The organism is Polaribacter staleyi (genome assembly GCF_038024045.1).
Taxonomy (GTDB): domain Bacteria; phylum Bacteroidota; class Bacteroidia; order Flavobacteriales; family Flavobacteriaceae; genus Polaribacter; species Polaribacter butkevichii.
Genome location: NZ_CP150665.1, coordinates 512,304 through 529,504 on the forward strand (window position 1 = coordinate 512,304; position 17,201 = coordinate 529,504).

Sequence of the window (17,201 nt, forward strand, 5' to 3'; positions counted from 1 at the left end):
TTTAGTTAGTAGTTTTATACGTTATTTTAAAATTAGAAATATCATAAGATGTTGTTTCGGTTAAAACTAAGTCTGTAAGGATTTTTCCTATTAAAGGAACAAATTTTGCAGCCCAACCACCTGTGTATACAATGATGTTTTTGTTGTTTGGTATGGAAGGCGGAAGTGTGTCTAAATACAATTCTTCTTTACTATTTTTAACTAAAGTAATTATGCAGGTTGACGTAAATTCTGATTTTGGCGCAAGACCAACCATGTGATCTCTTACCCAAGCTTCATTTAATTCTAAACTTTTTTGACTAGGAATACGGCTTCTCTGTGATGGATCTTGAAGAATTGCATCCGGAATATCTGGTGCCACACGCACATACCCAGGATGTGCCCAATCTACTTCTGGAAAACCATAGAACAAACTTGTTGCTTGTGGCTTCTGAAAAACAAACCAAGTAGGTAATTTTATATCTTCGGTTATTTTATAATAGGCAGATGACATTTCCCAAATATCAATGTCTATTGATAATCTTAAAAACGTTAAAAGTTCATTAATATAAGCCCCAGGAGTAAGTACTAATTTTTCTGTAATAAAATCGACTCCATCTATAGATACAATGATATTTCCGTTTTCTAAGGATTGGATATTAGTTACGGGTGAATGTTCTAATAATGTTACATTTGGTGCCGATATACATATATTTAGTAGTGCTTTTTGTGTTGCAGCTAAATCTATTATACCACCATCTTTCTGAAAAAATCCATGATAAATTTCTGGAATAGATTTAAAAGGAAATCGATTTTGTATTTGTGAGGCATTTAATTTTTCATACGGAATATCTAATTCATCCATTACTGTCATTGCTGCTCCTATTCCTCCTTCTTGAGAACTTAATGCTGGGTCTCCAAACCACAAAGAACCTACATGATCTATAAGTGTATCTTTTGTTGTTTTTTGTAAATTATTCCAATACGGAATGGAATCTAGCGCTAATTGAGCCATATATTTTTGCGCATATTGCACTCTAAATTGTCTCGATAATCCCGCTGAACTTCCATTCTGATTTATAAAACCATATTTATCTACTAATAAAGTTTGTTTATTAGAATTAGAAAGTTCTGCTGCAGTAGCCAACCCCATTGGTCCACCACCAATAACAATAACATCATATTTTGTCATAGTACTTATGTTTTATAGTTAAATCAAAAAAAAATATTTAATCAATTGATTTTCAAAGTAATAAAACTATAAAACAGGAGTCATTAAATTTTACGTATAAATACCCTTTTTTTAAGACCGTTATAAAAACGTGACTTATAATAAGGTGTTTATGAATAAATAATCTATTAGTTTTTTTTTTAATGAAGTAGTAAAACCATTTAAATTAAGGTTTTACTTTAAGGTATATTACTGATAAATTTACCCCCATAAATTCGAGTTTTATTTTATCAATACTAAAAAAGACAGTAAAATTGTCAGTATTCAATTTGCCTGTTTATTGAATTCTAAATGCTATTTATAAAAGAAGATTCTGGAAAAATGAAACTGTTTTTACTTCATTTTTCGGTCTTTTAGCCAATTATCTAGAGGTGTAATAAAAGAGTTGATAAGAACCACTAATAAAGTACAAATTAAGGTTTCTAAATATAAACCCGTAGCAGCAATGCAACCAATTGCAGCACTACACCAAATGGTGGCTGCAGAACCCAAACCATGTACATTTACACCTTCTCTAAAAATAACACCTGCACCTAAAAAACCAATACCTGTTATTACTTGTGCAATAATTCTTGTAACATCAATTGTTGCATCATCATTTTTTAATATAAATGATAATAAAACAAAAATAGAAGCACCTGTTGCCACGAGCATATTGGTTTTTAAACCTGCTGATTTTTGATGCCATTGACGCTCAAAACCTATGATTAATCCTGCAAATAATGCCGTAAGAAGACGTATTGTAAAATCTGTAATTGTCATATTAAAAATTAAAACTTAAAGATAAAATATTAATTCCATTTTACACAATATATACTTTAGCTTAAATTCTCTTTTAAAATGCTGCACACAAAGAAATAAGTACATCAATTTAATTGTATCTTTGCCTTCATTTTTATCATAAATAATTACCTTTTTACTAGATATGCCTTTTAAAAAATTACATGCTGATATTAAAGAGATTTTAGAATCTTTAGAAATAACAATACCTACTCCATTTCAGAGTAAAAGTATACCTGTTATAAAAAGTGGTGCAAATATTTATTGTACGGCGCCAAAAGATAGTGGCAAAACAACCACACTTGTATTAACTACTTTACATAAACTAAAATGCCAACAAGTGGGTGTTGCTCCAAGAGCCTTAGTTTTAGTAGAAAACTCAGAAAAAGCATTAGCATTACATGACGAGTTTATAAAACTTAGTAAATATGATGCTGTAAGAGTGTATGCTTGTGATGATAGAGAGCATATTGATTTGCTAAAATCTGAAATATTTGAAGGTGTAGATATTTTAATTGCTACTCCAAAAACCGTAAATAAATTGCTTTTATTAGAAGGTTTAAATACCACACAATTAAAGATTTTTAATATTGATGATGCTGAGTTTTTAGTTGATAAAACAGCCTATGCTGCAGTAATGGCTATTACACAAAGTATTCATAAATGCCAGTATGTATTGTATTCAGAAAAAATGAATCCGATGTTAAAACGATTCGAAGATTATTTTATGCAATTTGCTAAAGTAGTATCTGTTAAGTAATCTTAAGCAAGTACCTTTTTTTTAATCATTCTTAATTATAAAAACGCACACAATGATTCCTAAATTACATTATATATCTCAAGGAAACACTCCAAAAGAACATATAGAGAACATTCAGAAAGCGTGTTCATCTGGTGCAGAATTGGTACAATTACGCGTAAAAGGTGTTTCTGAAAAGAAATATTTAAAATTAGCCAAGGAAGCTAGAGAAATTACCTCTCACTTTCAAACAAGGTTAATTTTAAACAATTATTATAAAATAGCAAAAGAAGTAAAAGCAGATGGTGTGCATATAGAAAATATAGATTTTTGTGCAACTACAGCTTTAGAGCATTTATATACATGGCAAATTGTGGGTGCAACCGCCAACACTTTGCAAGATTGCAAAACCTTACTTAGTAAAAAAGTAGACTATATAACTTTAAGTCCGTTTAGAATTTCATCAGAAAAAAACAATTTACCAACCATTTTAGGTATAGATGGTTTTACGGTAATTTTAGATGCCTTAAAAACCGAAACGCCAATTATTGGTGAAGGAGAAATTACTACAGATGATATTACTGCTATTTTAGAAACGGGTATTTCTGGTGTTGCTGTATCTACTGCAATTACACAAAATTTTGACAGCATTAAATTGTTTAATCAATTACTTAGAGCTTCTTCTATAGACGAACAACGTCATACATTTTAATCATTAAAAGGTACTATTTTAAATAGAATAGACTTTCTTTAAAAATTGTACACGCATGAAAATTGAACATTTATTATACGATTATTTAGTTACAGAAGGTTTTTCTACAACATGGGCTGCATATATTAATATGTTTACGTTGTTAATTGGCGTACTCATTATTACTTTTATAATCGATTTTGTCATTAAAAAAATCTTAGTACAATTGTTTACCCAGTTTGCTATTAAGAGTAAAACTAATTTTGATGATTTATTAGTAAAAAACAAAGTACCAAGAAATATAGCGCATATCATTCCTTTAATCTTTGCTTTAGAATTTACACCTTTAGTATTTATAGATTTTCAATATATAGAAAACATCATTCAGAAAGGACTAGAGGTTTTTACAATTGTCTTAATACTTTGGATTGTAAGAAGTGTTTTAAACGCCCTTAAAGATTACTTAAAAACCGTACCTCGTTTAAAAGATAAGCCCATAGATAGCTACATACAGGTGTTTATGATTTTTTCTTGGATTTTCGGAATCTTATCTGCTTTTGCCATTATTACTGGTATCGAGTTTATTAAATTTATTACCACTATTGGAGCTGCATCGGCAGTTATTCTTTTAATTTTTAAGGATACCATTTTAGGTTTTGTTGCCAGCATTCAGGTTTCTATTAATGATATGGTACGAATTGGAGATTGGATAACCTTTGAAAAATACGGTGCAGATGGAGATGTTATCGAAATTAATTTATCAACCGTAAAGGTTCAAAATTTTGATAAAACAATTACTACAATCCCTACTTATGCGTTAATTTCTGATTCCTTTAAAAATTGGAGAGGAATGACAGACTCAGATGGTAGACGAATAAAAAGATCGCTAAATATTAATATGGATAGTATTCATCATTTATCGCCTGAAGAGGTAAATGAATTGAAAAAAATTCAGTCTATTACCACTTATTTAGAAACACGTCAGGCTAATATTGATGAGTATAATCAAAAAAATAACATTAATAAAGAATTGCTTTTAAATGGTAGAAACCTTACCAATATTGGTGTTTTTAGAAAATATATAGAAACTTATATAGAAAATCATTCTGGTACTAATAATGACATGATGATTATGGTACGTCAATTAGCTCCCGGAACACAAGGAATTCCTATAGAAATTTATGCTTTTAGTAATGACAAACGTTGGAAAAATTACGAGTACATTATGTCTGATATTTTTGATCATGTAATTGCCTCTGTTCCTTATTTTAATTTAGAAATTTTTGAATTGCCTAATAGTTCTAATTTTAACAATTCTAAAAAATAGTTTATCTATTTTAATGGAGTATATCATTTTAAGAACATAAAAAAAGGAGTATAATTAAAAATTATACTCCTTTTTTCGAATCAATTTACGGGTATTAATCCATATCTATAACACCTACCACTTCATAAGCTCTTGTGCCATCTACTTGTACTTTTTCGTATAAAATATTTGCGTATTCATAATACGTTTGTCCGTCTATTACTACTTTTTCATAATCTTTTGGCAACTCATATACAACTGTACCCACTTCTGGCTCTACTACCTCGTATTCATTATTTACATGAATGTAAAAAGTACCATTTACATTATAATAGTTGTAATTGTTAAACCTAATTCTTTTATAGTTTGTTGGTAAAACTCTAACTCTAAAGCCAATTTTTGGAGCTATCACAATATAACGACCTCTAGCTTGTGTGTAATATCTATTGTTTGCATAGTAATAATTTTGATTTTTATATTTTACTACAGTTTTATTAGGAATGCTTCTTACAGAAACCACTTTTTTGGTAGGTTTTTTATACGTTACATTTTTACTTGCAATTCGTCTACTTGAAGCACCTTTTTTAGCTGTTGTGGTTCTGGTTATTGTTGTAGTTCTGGTTGTTTTTACCGGTGTTTTTTTGGTTGTTGTAGTTCTACGTGTCTGAGCAGAAATACTTGTTGCAACAGCAACTATAAATAACGATGGTAATACAAATGATTTTATAAATGCTTTCATAATTTTAGTGTTTTAAATTAAACTTTGTTTACTATACTAATAAGACTAACTAATACCATTAGGGTTTAATTTTTTCTTTAGCATATAGACAAATGCCATTATTATATCTATAAACAGTATTATTTTATAGACAACACGGGGTTTGTTTTACAAAGAGTTTCTCTTTATTTGATAGCAAAAAAAAAGACATACTTTTAAAAGTATGTCTTTTTAGCCACTAACATTTATTTTATTATTTCAATAATGCTAATAAACCTGTTAATTCAGTAAGGTTTAAACTAGCATTACTATCTGTATCTAAAACATTAAAGTTTTCTGCTACAGAGCCTATAGCTTCTGTAGAACTAATAGCTTGGTCTTTATTAATATCTAATAATGCAAAAAGGCTAGAAATTTGTTGTACTGTAGAGTTTGAACTTAAAGAACTAAGTAAAGTTGCAGCTTGTTTAATGTTTGATGCAGACCCTATATTTTTAATACTATTGCAACTAAACATTGTAGTTACTAAAAGTAATGATAATGCGACTTTCTTCATGATTTTGTGTTTATTATTTTATGTTTTCGTAAATGTAGTTTTAACCTTTAGGTTGATAAAATGAAATAGACAAACACAGCGCATTTACCTCTTAATTAAGTGAATTGATAGATGAAAAATTAAGCATTATTTATTTTAATAAGCATATTGTTTTTTTGAATATCACTTAAATCATTTAAATTTCCTCTTATTTTACGAAATAGTTTCATACTTATATTTTAATAAAGGAATTCTTAAAGTGTTCAAAAATTAAGATTCATATTTTCAAATTCGAATGCATGTTAATAGAAAGATGTAGTTTGGAATGACATAATTAGATTTCACACACAGCTTGTCATTTCGAAGCGTGGTTTGAAATGACACTATTAGATTTCACACATAACTTTGTCATTCCGACAACGGAGGAATCTCATAAAAAGCATAAAGTGTTCCCTTGATGATGTGATTCCTCAATTATTCGGAATGACGATTACGTACGGGTTTTAACAGATGCTGATATTGGAAAGTATAGGAAGATATAATTCAGAATCTAAAAACCGACCTACTTTTAAATTTCGTTACAATTCAAGTTTTATGGAATGGCTAGTGTCCAAAGAACGCAGTGGTCTGGACACGTGAATGGAATAAAACGTAGCATTGTAGAAATTTAAAATAAGTCTAGATTTTTTGTTTCGTTTTTCATCAATGGAAAAATGAAAAGAATAAAAAAACGTGTTATTACATAGAATTTCTCAGAGAAAGTCAGTGAGTTTAAAGCTTACAATAGCAAAGTTGTAATAAGATTGCTTCGTTCCTCGCAATGACAATTAAGGGTTTTAACGGATGCTGATATTAGAAAGGATAGAAATAAATAATTCAGAATCTAAAAACCGACCTACTTTTAAATTTCGTTACAATTCAAGTTTTATGGAATGGCTAGTGTCCAAAGAACGCAGTGGTCTGGACACATAAATGGAATAAAACGTAGCATTGTAGAAATTTAAGATAAGTCTAGATTTTTTGTTTCGTTTTTCATCAATGGAAAAATAAAAAGAATAAAAAAACGTGTTATTACATAGCATTTTTCAAAGAAAGTCAGTGAGTTTAAAGTTCACAATAGCAAAGTTGTGATGAGATTGCTTCGTTCCTCGCAATGACAATTACGGGTTTTAACGGATGCTGATATTGGAAAGTATAGGAAGATATAATTCAGAATCTAAAAACCGACCTACTTTTAAATTTCGTTACAATTCAAGTTTTATGGAATGGCTAGTGTCCAAAGAACGCAGTGGTCTGGACACGTGAATGGAATAAAACGTAGCATTGTAGAAATTTAAAATAAATCTAGATTTTTTGTTTCGTTTTTCATCAATGGAAAAATGAAAAGAAAGTTATTACAAAGAGTTTCACAGAGAAAAAACAAAGATTCACGGAGTTAAAAATAAACACTCACAATTGTATGGTAATTCATTACAAAGAATTATTATTCACAAACTCCAAAAACTTAGGTTTGTATTGTTCAGAAACCGTAATACGTTGGTTGTTGATAATAATCTGACTACGCTCTATAACCTCTACATTTTTTAGTGAAATAATAAAAGAACGATGCACTCGCATAAAATGAGTTTCCGGTAATTCTTCTTCTAAAGACTTTAAACTCATAAGTGTTAAAATAGCTTTTGGGTTATCTTTTACCCATATTTTTATATAATCTTTTAAGCCTTCAAAATACAAGACATCTGCCAATTTAATGCGCAATTGTTTGTATTCAGACTTTACAAATAGAAACTCTTTTTCTTCAGAAACCACTTTTTGCTGTTTACCTTTAACCAACTCAAACCAGGTATTTGCTTTATTAGCTGCCGCTAAAAACTCTGCATAATCAAAAGGTTTTAAAAGGTAATCTAAAGCTTCTACTTTAAAACCTTCTAATGCATATTGATCAAAAGCAGTAGTAAAAATAACACGAGTTTCTTTAGGTAACATTTTAGAAAATTCAATACCTGTTAAATCGGGCATTTGAATGTCTAAAAACAACAAATCTACAGGCTCATTTTTAATAAACTCCATGGCTTCAATGGCGCTACTACACTTCTTTTTTAGCACTAGAAAAGGTGTTTTTTCTACATAACTTTCCACTAAATTAAGTGCCATAGGTTCATCATCTACAATAACACAAGATATTTTTAAGTTGCTCATCATTTAATTGGTTTCAATTTCTAATTCCGCTACAAAACGATTGTTAGTTACAGCCGTTTTAAAACTATTTTTATTTGGATACAATAATTCTAAACGTTTTTCTATATTAGGTATCCCAATGCCAGAGCCACTCTTATCATCTATCTTTTTAGGGAAGTTATCATTTTCTATCACAAACATTACTTTTTTATTATTGCAAGTCATTTTTATATCAATGGTACTGGGTTTACTTGCAGATACCCCATGTTTAAAAGCATTTTCTATTAATGATATAAATAATAAAGGGGCTATTTTTATCCCAGTTTCTTCTGAAGGAAAATGATAATTTACTTTAGTTTTATCAGAAACACGTAGTTTCATTAAATCGATATATTTTTTCATAAAATCTATTTCTTTAGATAAAGAAATGGATTCTTCATTTGTTTCGTACAACATATAACGCATTAACTTACTTAAACTGTGTATCGATTTTTTAGCCTGATCTGGCGAAATATCAACCAAAGCATAAATATTATTTAAGGAGTTAAAAAAGAAATGTGGTTGCAGTTGATAACGCAAATGTTCTATTTCTGATTTTAGTTTAAAATTAATTGCTTCTTTGCGTTCTGCTTCTGTTTTAATCCACCTTTTGGTAGATTTTAAGGCTATAGAAAAGAATAATGGCGCAAGATAAGACAGCACTTGTATGTATATAGCCATTTTAAACGGAGGCTGTACTCTATTGGTGTTTTCAATACGTTTTTTAGCAATATTCTGAATATAATTATCTTCAATATATTCTTTTAAAAATAAGAAAAACACAATCATTACTGTGTTTATCACAATAAAATACACCATTTTTTTAGGAAACAAAAAACGATCTACCAACACAAAATAATTCGTGTAAAATATAATTGCAGAAAACACTAACGGAATCCAAAAATGTGCAATTACTCTATTAAATTCTTGTTCTTGTCCGTAAGACAATAAATAAGGCAAACAGACTAGTGTTAACCAAACAAGTAAATGTGATAAGATTGTTATTGTTTTATTCTTGTACATCATTTTTTATTTTGATAAAGTAGCTTCTAAAATATTTATAAAACCGCATACTCTATTAACACCAATTGTTTTAAAATTATTGAATCAAACAAATCTTTAATATATTTTGCAAAAAAGATTTGTAATAATTTTATATAATGGATGTATCCTTTTTATATCTTTAAAAGGTATTAATATAATTCTATAATAAATTACAGCAACCATTTTTACTCATAACGTAAAGCAGTTATTGGATCTAAAGCCGATGCTTTTCTGGCAGGATACCATCCAAAGAAAATACCTGTTACAGCACAAACGGCAAAAGAAATAATAATAGAATATAACGCAACGCTTGTAGGCCAATTTAAGAATTTTTCTATAAATACTGTGGCGGCAAGCCCTAAAATTACTCCTAACAATCCACCTGTAATACTTATTAAAATAGCTTCAATTAAAAACTGCATTAAAATATCTGCTCCCTTTGCTCCTACTGCCATTCGTAAACCAATTTCTTTGGTTCGTTCTTTTACAGACACATACATAATATTCATAATTCCGATACCTCCAATTAATAAAGAAATACTAGCTACAGCAACTAAAAGCAGCGTTAACATTTCACTTGTAGAACTAAAAGTTGAAATCAATTCTTCCATAGAACGTACATGAAAATCATCATCTTCTGTAGCAGTTAGTTTGTGTTGTGTACGTAAAATTGCAGAAATTTCTATCACGGCATTTGGTGCTTCTTCTTCACTAATGGCAGAAGCCATAATTTGATTTAAATGATCTATGGCCAAAATACGTTTTTGTACTGTTGTGTAGGGCGCAATTACTACATCATCTTGGTCTTGCCCAAAGGTATTTTCTCCTTTTTCTTCTAAAACACCAATTACTTTAAACGGAATGTTATTAAAACGAATCATTTGCCCTACAGGATCTTGACCATCAGGAAAAACGTTATCTACCACAGTTTGTCCTATTAAAGCCACTTTAGATGCTGTTTTAACTTCGGCATCTGTAAACATACTTCCGCTTTGTAAACCAACAACTTTAATTTTTAAATACTCAGGATTTACACCATAAATAGTACTTGGCCAGTTGTTAGATCCGTTGATAACTTGTCCGCCACCATTCACCATTGGAGTGCTATAACTTAGCAAGCTAGATTGTTTTTTTATCGCTTCATAATCACTTAAAGTTAGCGATTCCATAACACTTGCTGCTTGCCTAACACCACCTCTTGTATCTGCTCCTGCTTTAATGGTAATCATGTTAGATCCCATGGCAGAAATAGTGGTTCTAATACTTTCTTTAGAGCCTTCTCCAATGGCCAACATGGTAATTACCGAAGCAACTCCAATGATAATACCTAACATGGTTAATAAAGTTCTTGTTTTATTAAGAACAATGGCTTTAAATGCGATTTTTAATAAATTTAATAGTCTCATAATTAATCGTCTTGTTTAGGTAATTTAGCTAATTCTACTGCTGCAGATTGAATATTATCATTTTGATAATCTTTAATAACATGTCCGTCTTTTAGTACAATAGTTCTGTTACTAAAAGTGGCAATATCTGGCTCATGTGTTACAAAAGTAATGGTGATACCTTGTTTATTCAACTCTTGAAATAAGGACATAATTTCATAAGAAGTTCTTGTGTCTAGGTTTCCTGTAGCTTCATCTGCAAGAATCATTACTGGGTTATTTACCAAAGATCTAGCAATGGCAACACGCTGTTGTTGTCCTCCAGAAAGTTGCGCTGGTGTATGATCCATTCTATCTCCTAACCCCACCATTTCTAAAGCTTTTATAGCACGCTCTCTTCGTTCTTCTGTAGAAACTTTACTATTGTATAATAACGGCAACTCTACGTTTTCTATGGCAGATGTTCTTGCCAATAAATTGTAGGATTGAAAAATAAAACCTATTTTTTCATTTCTAATGGTTGCCAATTCGTTTCTAGATAAATCTTTCACTTTTACCCCATCAATCTCATAAATACCAGAAGTTGGCTGGTCTAAACACCCTAAGATATTTAACATAGTACTTTTACCAGAACCACTAGATCCCATAATTGTAACAAATTCGCCTTCTTTTATGGTAAATGAGATTCCTCCAAGTGCATGCACTGTTTCGGTTCCCATGGTAAACTCACGTTTTAAATCTTCTATTTTAATGATTTCTTTACTCATGGCTCTTTATTTTTTCTTCCCTCCGGGACGTTGTGGCATAAACGGACTTTCGTTAGTTCCTTCTTTTTTTGATGCTGCTTTGCTAATTCCGCTTAAACTATACACAAGTTTATCTCCTTCAGACACTCCGCTTAATAATTGCACATGTACGCCATCACTTGCACCGAGACTTACTACTTTTTTAGTAATGGCTCCGTTATTTTCCAATACCCAAAGTGTTGTTTCCGATTTAGATAATTTATTGTTATTTGCTTCTAATTGATGTTGTAAATTATACGTTGCTAAGATTTCTCTTTCTGGTTTAAAGTTAATGGCTTTTGCTTCTGCGGTTAATACATCTTTTAACTCTAAAGTAAAAATAGAAATGGTTGCTGTTAAACCTGGTTTTAGTTTTAAATCTGGATTATCTGCTTTAATTACAACCGTATACGTTACTACATTTGAAGTAACAGTTGGGTCTAGTCTTACTTGTGTTACAACACCTTCAAAAGTTTCTCCAAGGTAAGCATCTACAGTAAATTCTACTCTTTGCCCTTCTTTAACTTGCCCAATATCTGCTTCATCTACATCTGCTTCTACTTGCATTTCTTTTAAATCTTGTGCAATGGTAAATAGCGTTGGTGTACTTAAACTTGCTGCAACAGTTTGCCCTTCATCAATAGCTCTAGACAATACAACGCCGTCTATTGGCGAATATATATTTGCATATCCTAAATTGGTTTTTGCTTGTTGCAAATCAGAGTAACGTTGTGTTACTGTTCCTTTTGCAGTTTGATAATTGTAAGTTGCTTCGTCAAAATCTGCTTTACTAATTACCTGATTATTGTATAAACTTTTTTGTCTGTCATATATCGTTTTTAAGTAATTTCTTTGACTTACCGCATTGTCATACGCTGCTTGTGCTTGAGTTTTAGAGGCATTTAAATTGGTTTTGTCCAACTCTGCAATTAACTGACCTTCCTTAACAACGCTGTTATAATCTACATATATTTTTTCTACAACTCCAGATACCTGTGTCCCTACTTCTACTTGTGTTATTGGTTCTATAGTACCTGTTGCAGTAACCATAGTAGTTACATTTTCTTTTTTAGCGACTACTGTTTTTGCTTCTATAACAATAGCATCATCGCTATTGATAAAAGAGTATCCTACAATAGCTAGTACAATAACTACAAGGCTAATGATGATTAAGTTTTTATTTTTTTTCATGATGTTTTTAATTAAAGTTTGATATCGTTTCCTTGATAAAATTGTAATAATTGATGGTATAAAATATTTAAGTATTTAGATTGTAAATAGTTTTGTTGGGCATTGGTATATGTATTTTGACTCACTACTAAATCTGTAGTACTTAAAGCGCCTAATTCGTATTTTTTTTGTGCCAGTTTATAAGATTGTTCCGCCGCTATTTTAGAGGCTTCTGCGGCAATAACTTGCTCTTGTGCAGAAATTGCATTTTGATAGGCAGTTTCAACTTTTTTATAAACTTCTTTTTCTGTTGCTAACTTTTGTATTTCTGCTTTTTCTATATTGATAGAAGCCGTTTTTACTGCCAATTTGGTTTGATTTCTATTAAATATGGGGATGTTTAAAGACAAGCCTATTTTTTGATTAAAATTCACATCAAACTGATCTGAAAACGTGTTATCATTAATACTCGTATACCCAGAACCTAAACTCCCAGACAAGGCTAATGTTGGTAAAAAGCCTCCTTTTGCAATATCTAATTCTTTCTTACTTGCTTCTATATTTAAATTACTAGATTGTATTTCTGGTAAAATTCCTAAGGCTTTTTGATATACATCAACTTTGTTTAACTCTAGATTTACCAAATCCATATTTTCATTAATAGTTTCAATCTCTAAATCTTCTATTGGTGATAATTCTAGTAACTGTTTTAATGCAATGATGTATTGGTTATAATCTTTTTTAGCCGAAATAACATTGTATTTATTGGTTGCAGCCTGACTTTGAGCTTCGGTATAATCGCTTAAAGCAATGGTACCAGCATCTAAACGAGACTTTGCTCTTAAAACTTCTTGTTCTGATGCAGATAAGTTGTTTTGTGCAATGGCAATACTTTCTTTGCTATACAATGTTTGTAAATAGGTTTCTAAAATATTTAAAACAATGTTATTTTTTTCTACTTCCTCTTCAAAAACACTTTTATCAAATAAAATTTTATTTTGTTTAATTTGATTGGTCAATTGGTTTCCTTGAAATAACGTCATAGAACTATTTATACCAACATTAGTACTATGTATTTGATCTGTTACATAATTACTTGTAATTGGGTCTATGGTATTACCACTAGAAAAACTCTGTGAAGCACTTCCAAAAACATTAGGTAATCTGGCTGATTTAGCTTTGTTATAGTCTATTTTGGCAATATTTTTAGTAAGCGCTGCGTCCTTAACCGTAATATTATTTTCTAACGCATAATCTATACAGTCTTGTAAAGACCATATTTTATGAGTTGCGGTAATAGCAGCCTCTTGTGCAAAAGAAAACTGCACAAATAATAAGCCTGCTATGAGTATATATAATTTCATTTTTATCAGTGTTTTAAATTAACACTTCAAAGGTGAAATTATATACAATCTTATAAGAATGAAATAGACGTTTGCGGGAATTGACTATACGAAAGCCGTTTTTTTATGGATGGGGATTTTATGATACTACAAATACCATTTCCTTAAAGATCATCTAAGCAACAAACGAAAAAATTAAATTGAAAATTTTGTACCTTTGATAAAAAGTACAATAAAATGAATTTAGAAGCTCGAAAAATAGAATTTGTACAAGAATTTTTAAAACTTCAAAGTGAAGATGTTATTTCTCGTCTCGAAAAAATGTTAAGAAAAGAAAAAGATAATTCGGAACAAAGAATATTTGAACCAATGTCTGAAGCAGAACTTAATAAACGAATTGACCAATCAGAGTCTGATTTTAAAAATAATCGATTTAAAAGCAGTTCTGAACTTTTAGAGAAATACGAATAATGAAATTTAAAATTATTTGGTCTGAATTTGCAGAAATGCAACTTGACGAAATCTATGAATATTATGTAACTAAAGCTGGTAACTTTTAAAAGAACTTATTAACGAATCCAAAAAGTTAATAGAATCACCGAAAATTGGACAAGTAGAAGAATACTTAAAATAGCGAAAAATAGAATATCGATATTTAGTTTTTAAAAACTACAAACTAATTTATTCTGTTGACAAGGAAAATGGATTTATAAAAATAACTGACATTTTCGATACTCGTCAAAATCCTATAAAAATAAAACGAACAAAATAAAGTCCTTTTTAATACATCCTTTATCATAATTTTATAGATTACAACATTACAAGGTTGTATTCAAATACTCTTTTCCTAGGTTGTAAATTTTCTCTGAATCTTTATTATCCAATCCAGAATACTCAGACAACGGAAAACTAATAGTAACTTTTGTATTTGCAAACTTAAAATTTTCTGCTGCATGTGCTTTTAAATAAGATGCATGTGCAATTACTTTTAAGGTTGTATTTAGTTGTTGGGGTGTTTTTACATCAGGTTCTCCTACATAACTACCAATAATTGGAAATTCTGATTTTTGAAATGGTTTCATTGGAAAATTATCTAAAATTCCTCCATCAGAATACAAAGTTTTATTGATGATGATAGGGCTAAAAATACCAGGAATAGCACAAGATGCCAACACTGGTTTTAATAATTTACCTTTACTAAAGTAACGAGGTTTACCACTTTGCATGTTAGAAGCAGCTACATAAATAGGAATTTCTAAATCGCTAAATTTATTTTTTATCTTGTTTTCAATAATCGATTTAAATAAAAAAGTGTCAAAAAGCCCTGCTTTTGTAATGCTTAAAAAAGAAAACTTAAAAAGACTCGTTCTTTTAAAAATCTCTAAAATTTCTTGCGTAGAAATCCCAGAAGCATATAAAGAGGCTACCAAAGCGCCACCACTACTCCCAGAAATTGCATTAATTTTTAAACCCAATTCTTCTATCTTTTCTATCAATGCCAAATGTGCGGCACATTTAATGCCTCCGCCTGATAAAACTAAATTTACAGGTGTTTTTACATTTAATTTATAAAGTTTGGCACTGTTATTTTTAAGCACTAGATTCTTTTTTAATCTCTAAAACACAGGTAAATATACTTCTTAAAAAAATCGAAAACTATTATTAGTCAAAAAAATTAATTTAACTCTTTCATTATTTCTGCAAATAACTCATAAGAATGTACTCTATCTTTTATATCATAAATATTAGTTACTGCAATCAATTCATCTGCTTCGGTTTGTTCTAAAAACTCTTTTACTTGTGCTTTTACGGTTGCTTTACTTCCTATAAAAGAATATTTAAGCATTTGATGTACCTGCGGATTTTGTAATATCTCTTTATAATATTCCGTCATTTCTGTAGGTGGTTGCACAAAATCTCGTTTACCCGTAAATAAACCAACAATCATCCGAATTAATGAGGTAGATAAATTAGCAGCCTCTTCATCAGTATCTGCAATAATAATATTTACACCTACAATGGTGTACGGTTTTTGTAAAACATCCGAAGGTTTAAATTCTTTACGATAAATAGCCAAAGCATCCCACAAATGGGCGGTTGCAAAATGACTCGCAAATGCATAAGGCAATCCTTTTTTGGCCGCTAAATGTGCACTATCTGTACTAGAGCCTAAAATATAAAGTGGCACGTCTACTCCTTCTGCAACGGTAGCACGTACTTTTGCATCTTTATTTTCTACTGAAAAATACGTTTGAATCTTTTCTATTTCCTGCGGAAAAGATTGTGCCGCTTCCATAAAGTCCGATCGTATGGCTTGCGCAGTTTCTCTGTCTGTTCCGGGTGCTCTACCCAAACCTAAATCTATTCTATTGGGATACAAAGTACCTAATGTACCAAATTGTTCTGCAACAATTAAAGGAGAATGATTGGGTAACATAACGCCTCCAGAACCAATACGAAGCGTTTTAGTGCCTTGTGCAGCATACCCAATTAAAATGGAAGTAGCAATACTACCAATATTTGTAGAATTATGATGTTCTGCCAACCAGTAACGTGTGTACCCAAATGTTTCGGCATTTTGTGCCAATTCTAATACATTATTAAAGGTTTCTTTTAAAGTATGATATTTAGAAACCAAGGCAAGATCTAAAATAGAATACGCTGTATTTTGAGTTTTCATAATACTTTTAATCAATAATTATATGAGAAATATAAAGTCTTTTTTACACTAACAAAATTACAGAAAGCAGTACGTTTTTAAGGTAATATTTTGTTAATAATAAACAACGAAACCTTAAATTTGTATATCACTCTAAAAGCCAAAAATATAGATGCATAGTTTTATAAAATCAATACCTGTTTTAGATTTAGATGAAGTTCCGGTAGATTTAATGACTGCTTATAAAAATAAAGTTTTACTATTGATTATTTATAACAACGATTGTTTGGGGTGTACAGGACGTGCCATTCCGTTGGCTTATGATTTTCAACAGAAATATCCATCAATTCAAGTGGCTGGTATTCATGCCGATTTTATAAACAGAGAAGGAAATAAAAAGAATATTAAAAGTATTTTTACGAGTGGCGAGAATCCTTTTCCTATTTATATTGATAAAAACCACAAAGTTTACGATCAATTTAAAGCAGAAGGAACGCCACAGTGGCTATTAATTACTGAAAAAGGAGAATTATATCGTTCTATTTTCGGGTCGCAAGAAAACGCTGCAAATCGGTTATTTTATGCGCTAGAAAGTTTGGTTGATAAATAAGTTACTGTT

At 30.3% G+C, this 17,201-nt stretch carries 17 protein-coding genes; 5 read left to right on the forward strand and 12 right to left on the reverse strand.

The annotated features are described in order from the left end of the window. Nucleotide 1: 1 nt before the first annotated feature. Together WHD07_RS01940 and WHD07_RS01945 are read right to left on the reverse strand one after the other, a co-directional pair. Nucleotides 2–1,171, reverse strand: coding sequence for an FAD-dependent oxidoreductase (locus tag WHD07_RS01940; protein ID WP_343329835.1), 1,170 nt, complete (start codon nt 1,169–1,171; stop codon nt 2–4). 372 nt (nt 1,172–1,543) lie between these two features. Beyond that, a complete protein-coding gene (locus tag WHD07_RS01945; protein WP_105048645.1) occupies nt 1,544–1,972 on the reverse strand; it encodes an MgtC/SapB family protein in 429 nt (142 codons plus the stop codon). 163 nt (nt 1,973–2,135) lie between these two features. On the opposite strand from WHD07_RS01945, the gene WHD07_RS01950 reads away from it, so the two are divergent. The 3 genes from WHD07_RS01950 to WHD07_RS01960 are packed head-to-tail and all read left to right on the forward strand — an operon-like array spanning nt 2,136 to nt 4,747. Further along, complete coding sequence (locus WHD07_RS01950; protein WP_105048646.1) at nt 2,136–2,750, forward strand: DEAD/DEAH box helicase; 615 nt, start codon at nt 2,136–2,138, stop codon at nt 2,748–2,750. A gap of 52 nt (nt 2,751–2,802) precedes the next feature. Then, nucleotides 2,803–3,441 carry a thiamine phosphate synthase gene (locus WHD07_RS01955; RefSeq protein WP_343329836.1) on the forward strand — a complete coding sequence of 213 codons (639 nt, stop codon included), beginning with the start codon at nt 2,803–2,805 and terminating at the stop codon, nt 3,439–3,441. Between the two features lie 55 nt (nt 3,442–3,496). After that, the gene (locus WHD07_RS01960) at nt 3,497–4,747 is read left to right on the forward strand and encodes a mechanosensitive ion channel family protein (protein ID WP_343329837.1); all 1,251 of its coding nucleotides are present in this window, start codon (nt 3,497–3,499) and stop codon (nt 4,745–4,747) included. Nucleotides 4,748–4,841: 94 nt separating this feature from the next. On the opposite strand, the gene WHD07_RS01965 is transcribed toward WHD07_RS01960, so the two are convergent. From WHD07_RS01965 to WHD07_RS02000, 8 genes are all read right to left on the reverse strand, one after another. After that, nucleotides 4,842–5,465 (reverse strand): DUF6515 family protein, encoded by a 624-nt coding sequence (locus WHD07_RS01965; RefSeq protein WP_343329838.1) that lies wholly within the window; start codon nt 5,463–5,465, stop codon nt 4,842–4,844. A gap of 232 nt (nt 5,466–5,697) precedes the next feature. Further along, nucleotides 5,698–6,000 carry a hypothetical protein gene (locus WHD07_RS01970; RefSeq protein ID WP_343329839.1) on the reverse strand — a complete coding sequence of 101 codons (303 nt, stop codon included), beginning with the start codon at nt 5,998–6,000 and terminating at the stop codon, nt 5,698–5,700. Between the two features lie 1,449 nt (nt 6,001–7,449). Next, complete coding sequence (locus tag WHD07_RS01975) at nt 7,450–8,178, reverse strand: LytTR family DNA-binding domain-containing protein (RefSeq protein ID WP_343330974.1); 729 nt, start codon at nt 8,176–8,178, stop codon at nt 7,450–7,452. A gap of 3 nt (nt 8,179–8,181) precedes the next feature. Continuing rightward, the gene (locus WHD07_RS01980) at nt 8,182–9,222 is read right to left on the reverse strand and encodes a sensor histidine kinase (protein WP_343329840.1); all 1,041 of its coding nucleotides are present in this window, start codon (nt 9,220–9,222) and stop codon (nt 8,182–8,184) included. 203 nt (nt 9,223–9,425) lie between these two features. After that, nucleotides 9,426–10,646 (reverse strand): ABC transporter permease, encoded by a 1,221-nt coding sequence (locus tag WHD07_RS01985; protein ID WP_343329841.1) that lies wholly within the window; start codon nt 10,644–10,646, stop codon nt 9,426–9,428. A 2-nt stretch (nt 10,647–10,648) separates the two neighbouring features. Further along, entirely contained in the window at nt 10,649–11,392 is a 744-nt protein-coding gene (locus WHD07_RS01990) for an ABC transporter ATP-binding protein (protein WP_343329842.1), read from the reverse strand. Nucleotides 11,393–11,398: 6 nt separating this feature from the next. After that, a complete protein-coding gene (locus WHD07_RS01995) occupies nt 11,399–12,601 on the reverse strand; it encodes an efflux RND transporter periplasmic adaptor subunit (protein ID WP_343329843.1) in 1,203 nt (400 codons plus the stop codon). 11 nt (nt 12,602–12,612) lie between these two features. Next, complete coding sequence (locus tag WHD07_RS02000) at nt 12,613–13,944, reverse strand: TolC family protein (RefSeq protein ID WP_343329844.1); 1,332 nt, start codon at nt 13,942–13,944, stop codon at nt 12,613–12,615. 216 nt (nt 13,945–14,160) lie between these two features. Here WHD07_RS02000 and WHD07_RS02005 point away from each other — a divergent pair, with 216 nt between their 5' ends. After that, nucleotides 14,161–14,394, forward strand: a complete 234-nt coding sequence (locus tag WHD07_RS02005; protein WP_343329845.1) for a hypothetical protein — start codon at nt 14,161–14,163, stop codon at nt 14,392–14,394. 347 nt (nt 14,395–14,741) lie between these two features. Here WHD07_RS02005 and WHD07_RS02010 read toward each other — a convergent pair whose 3' ends face one another. Further along, entirely contained in the window at nt 14,742–15,521 is a 780-nt protein-coding gene (locus WHD07_RS02010) for a patatin-like phospholipase family protein (RefSeq protein ID WP_105048656.1), read from the reverse strand. A 77-nt stretch (nt 15,522–15,598) separates the two neighbouring features. Then, nucleotides 15,599–16,603 (reverse strand): LLM class flavin-dependent oxidoreductase, encoded by a 1,005-nt coding sequence (locus WHD07_RS02015; protein WP_343329846.1) that lies wholly within the window; start codon nt 16,601–16,603, stop codon nt 15,599–15,601. Nucleotides 16,604–16,754: 151 nt separating this feature from the next. Here WHD07_RS02015 and WHD07_RS02020 point away from each other — a divergent pair, with 151 nt between their 5' ends. Further along, on the forward strand, nt 16,755–17,192 hold the full coding sequence (locus WHD07_RS02020) for a TlpA family protein disulfide reductase (protein ID WP_343329847.1): 438 nt from the start codon (nt 16,755–16,757) through the stop codon (nt 17,190–17,192). Nucleotides 17,193–17,201 lie beyond the last annotated feature (9 nt).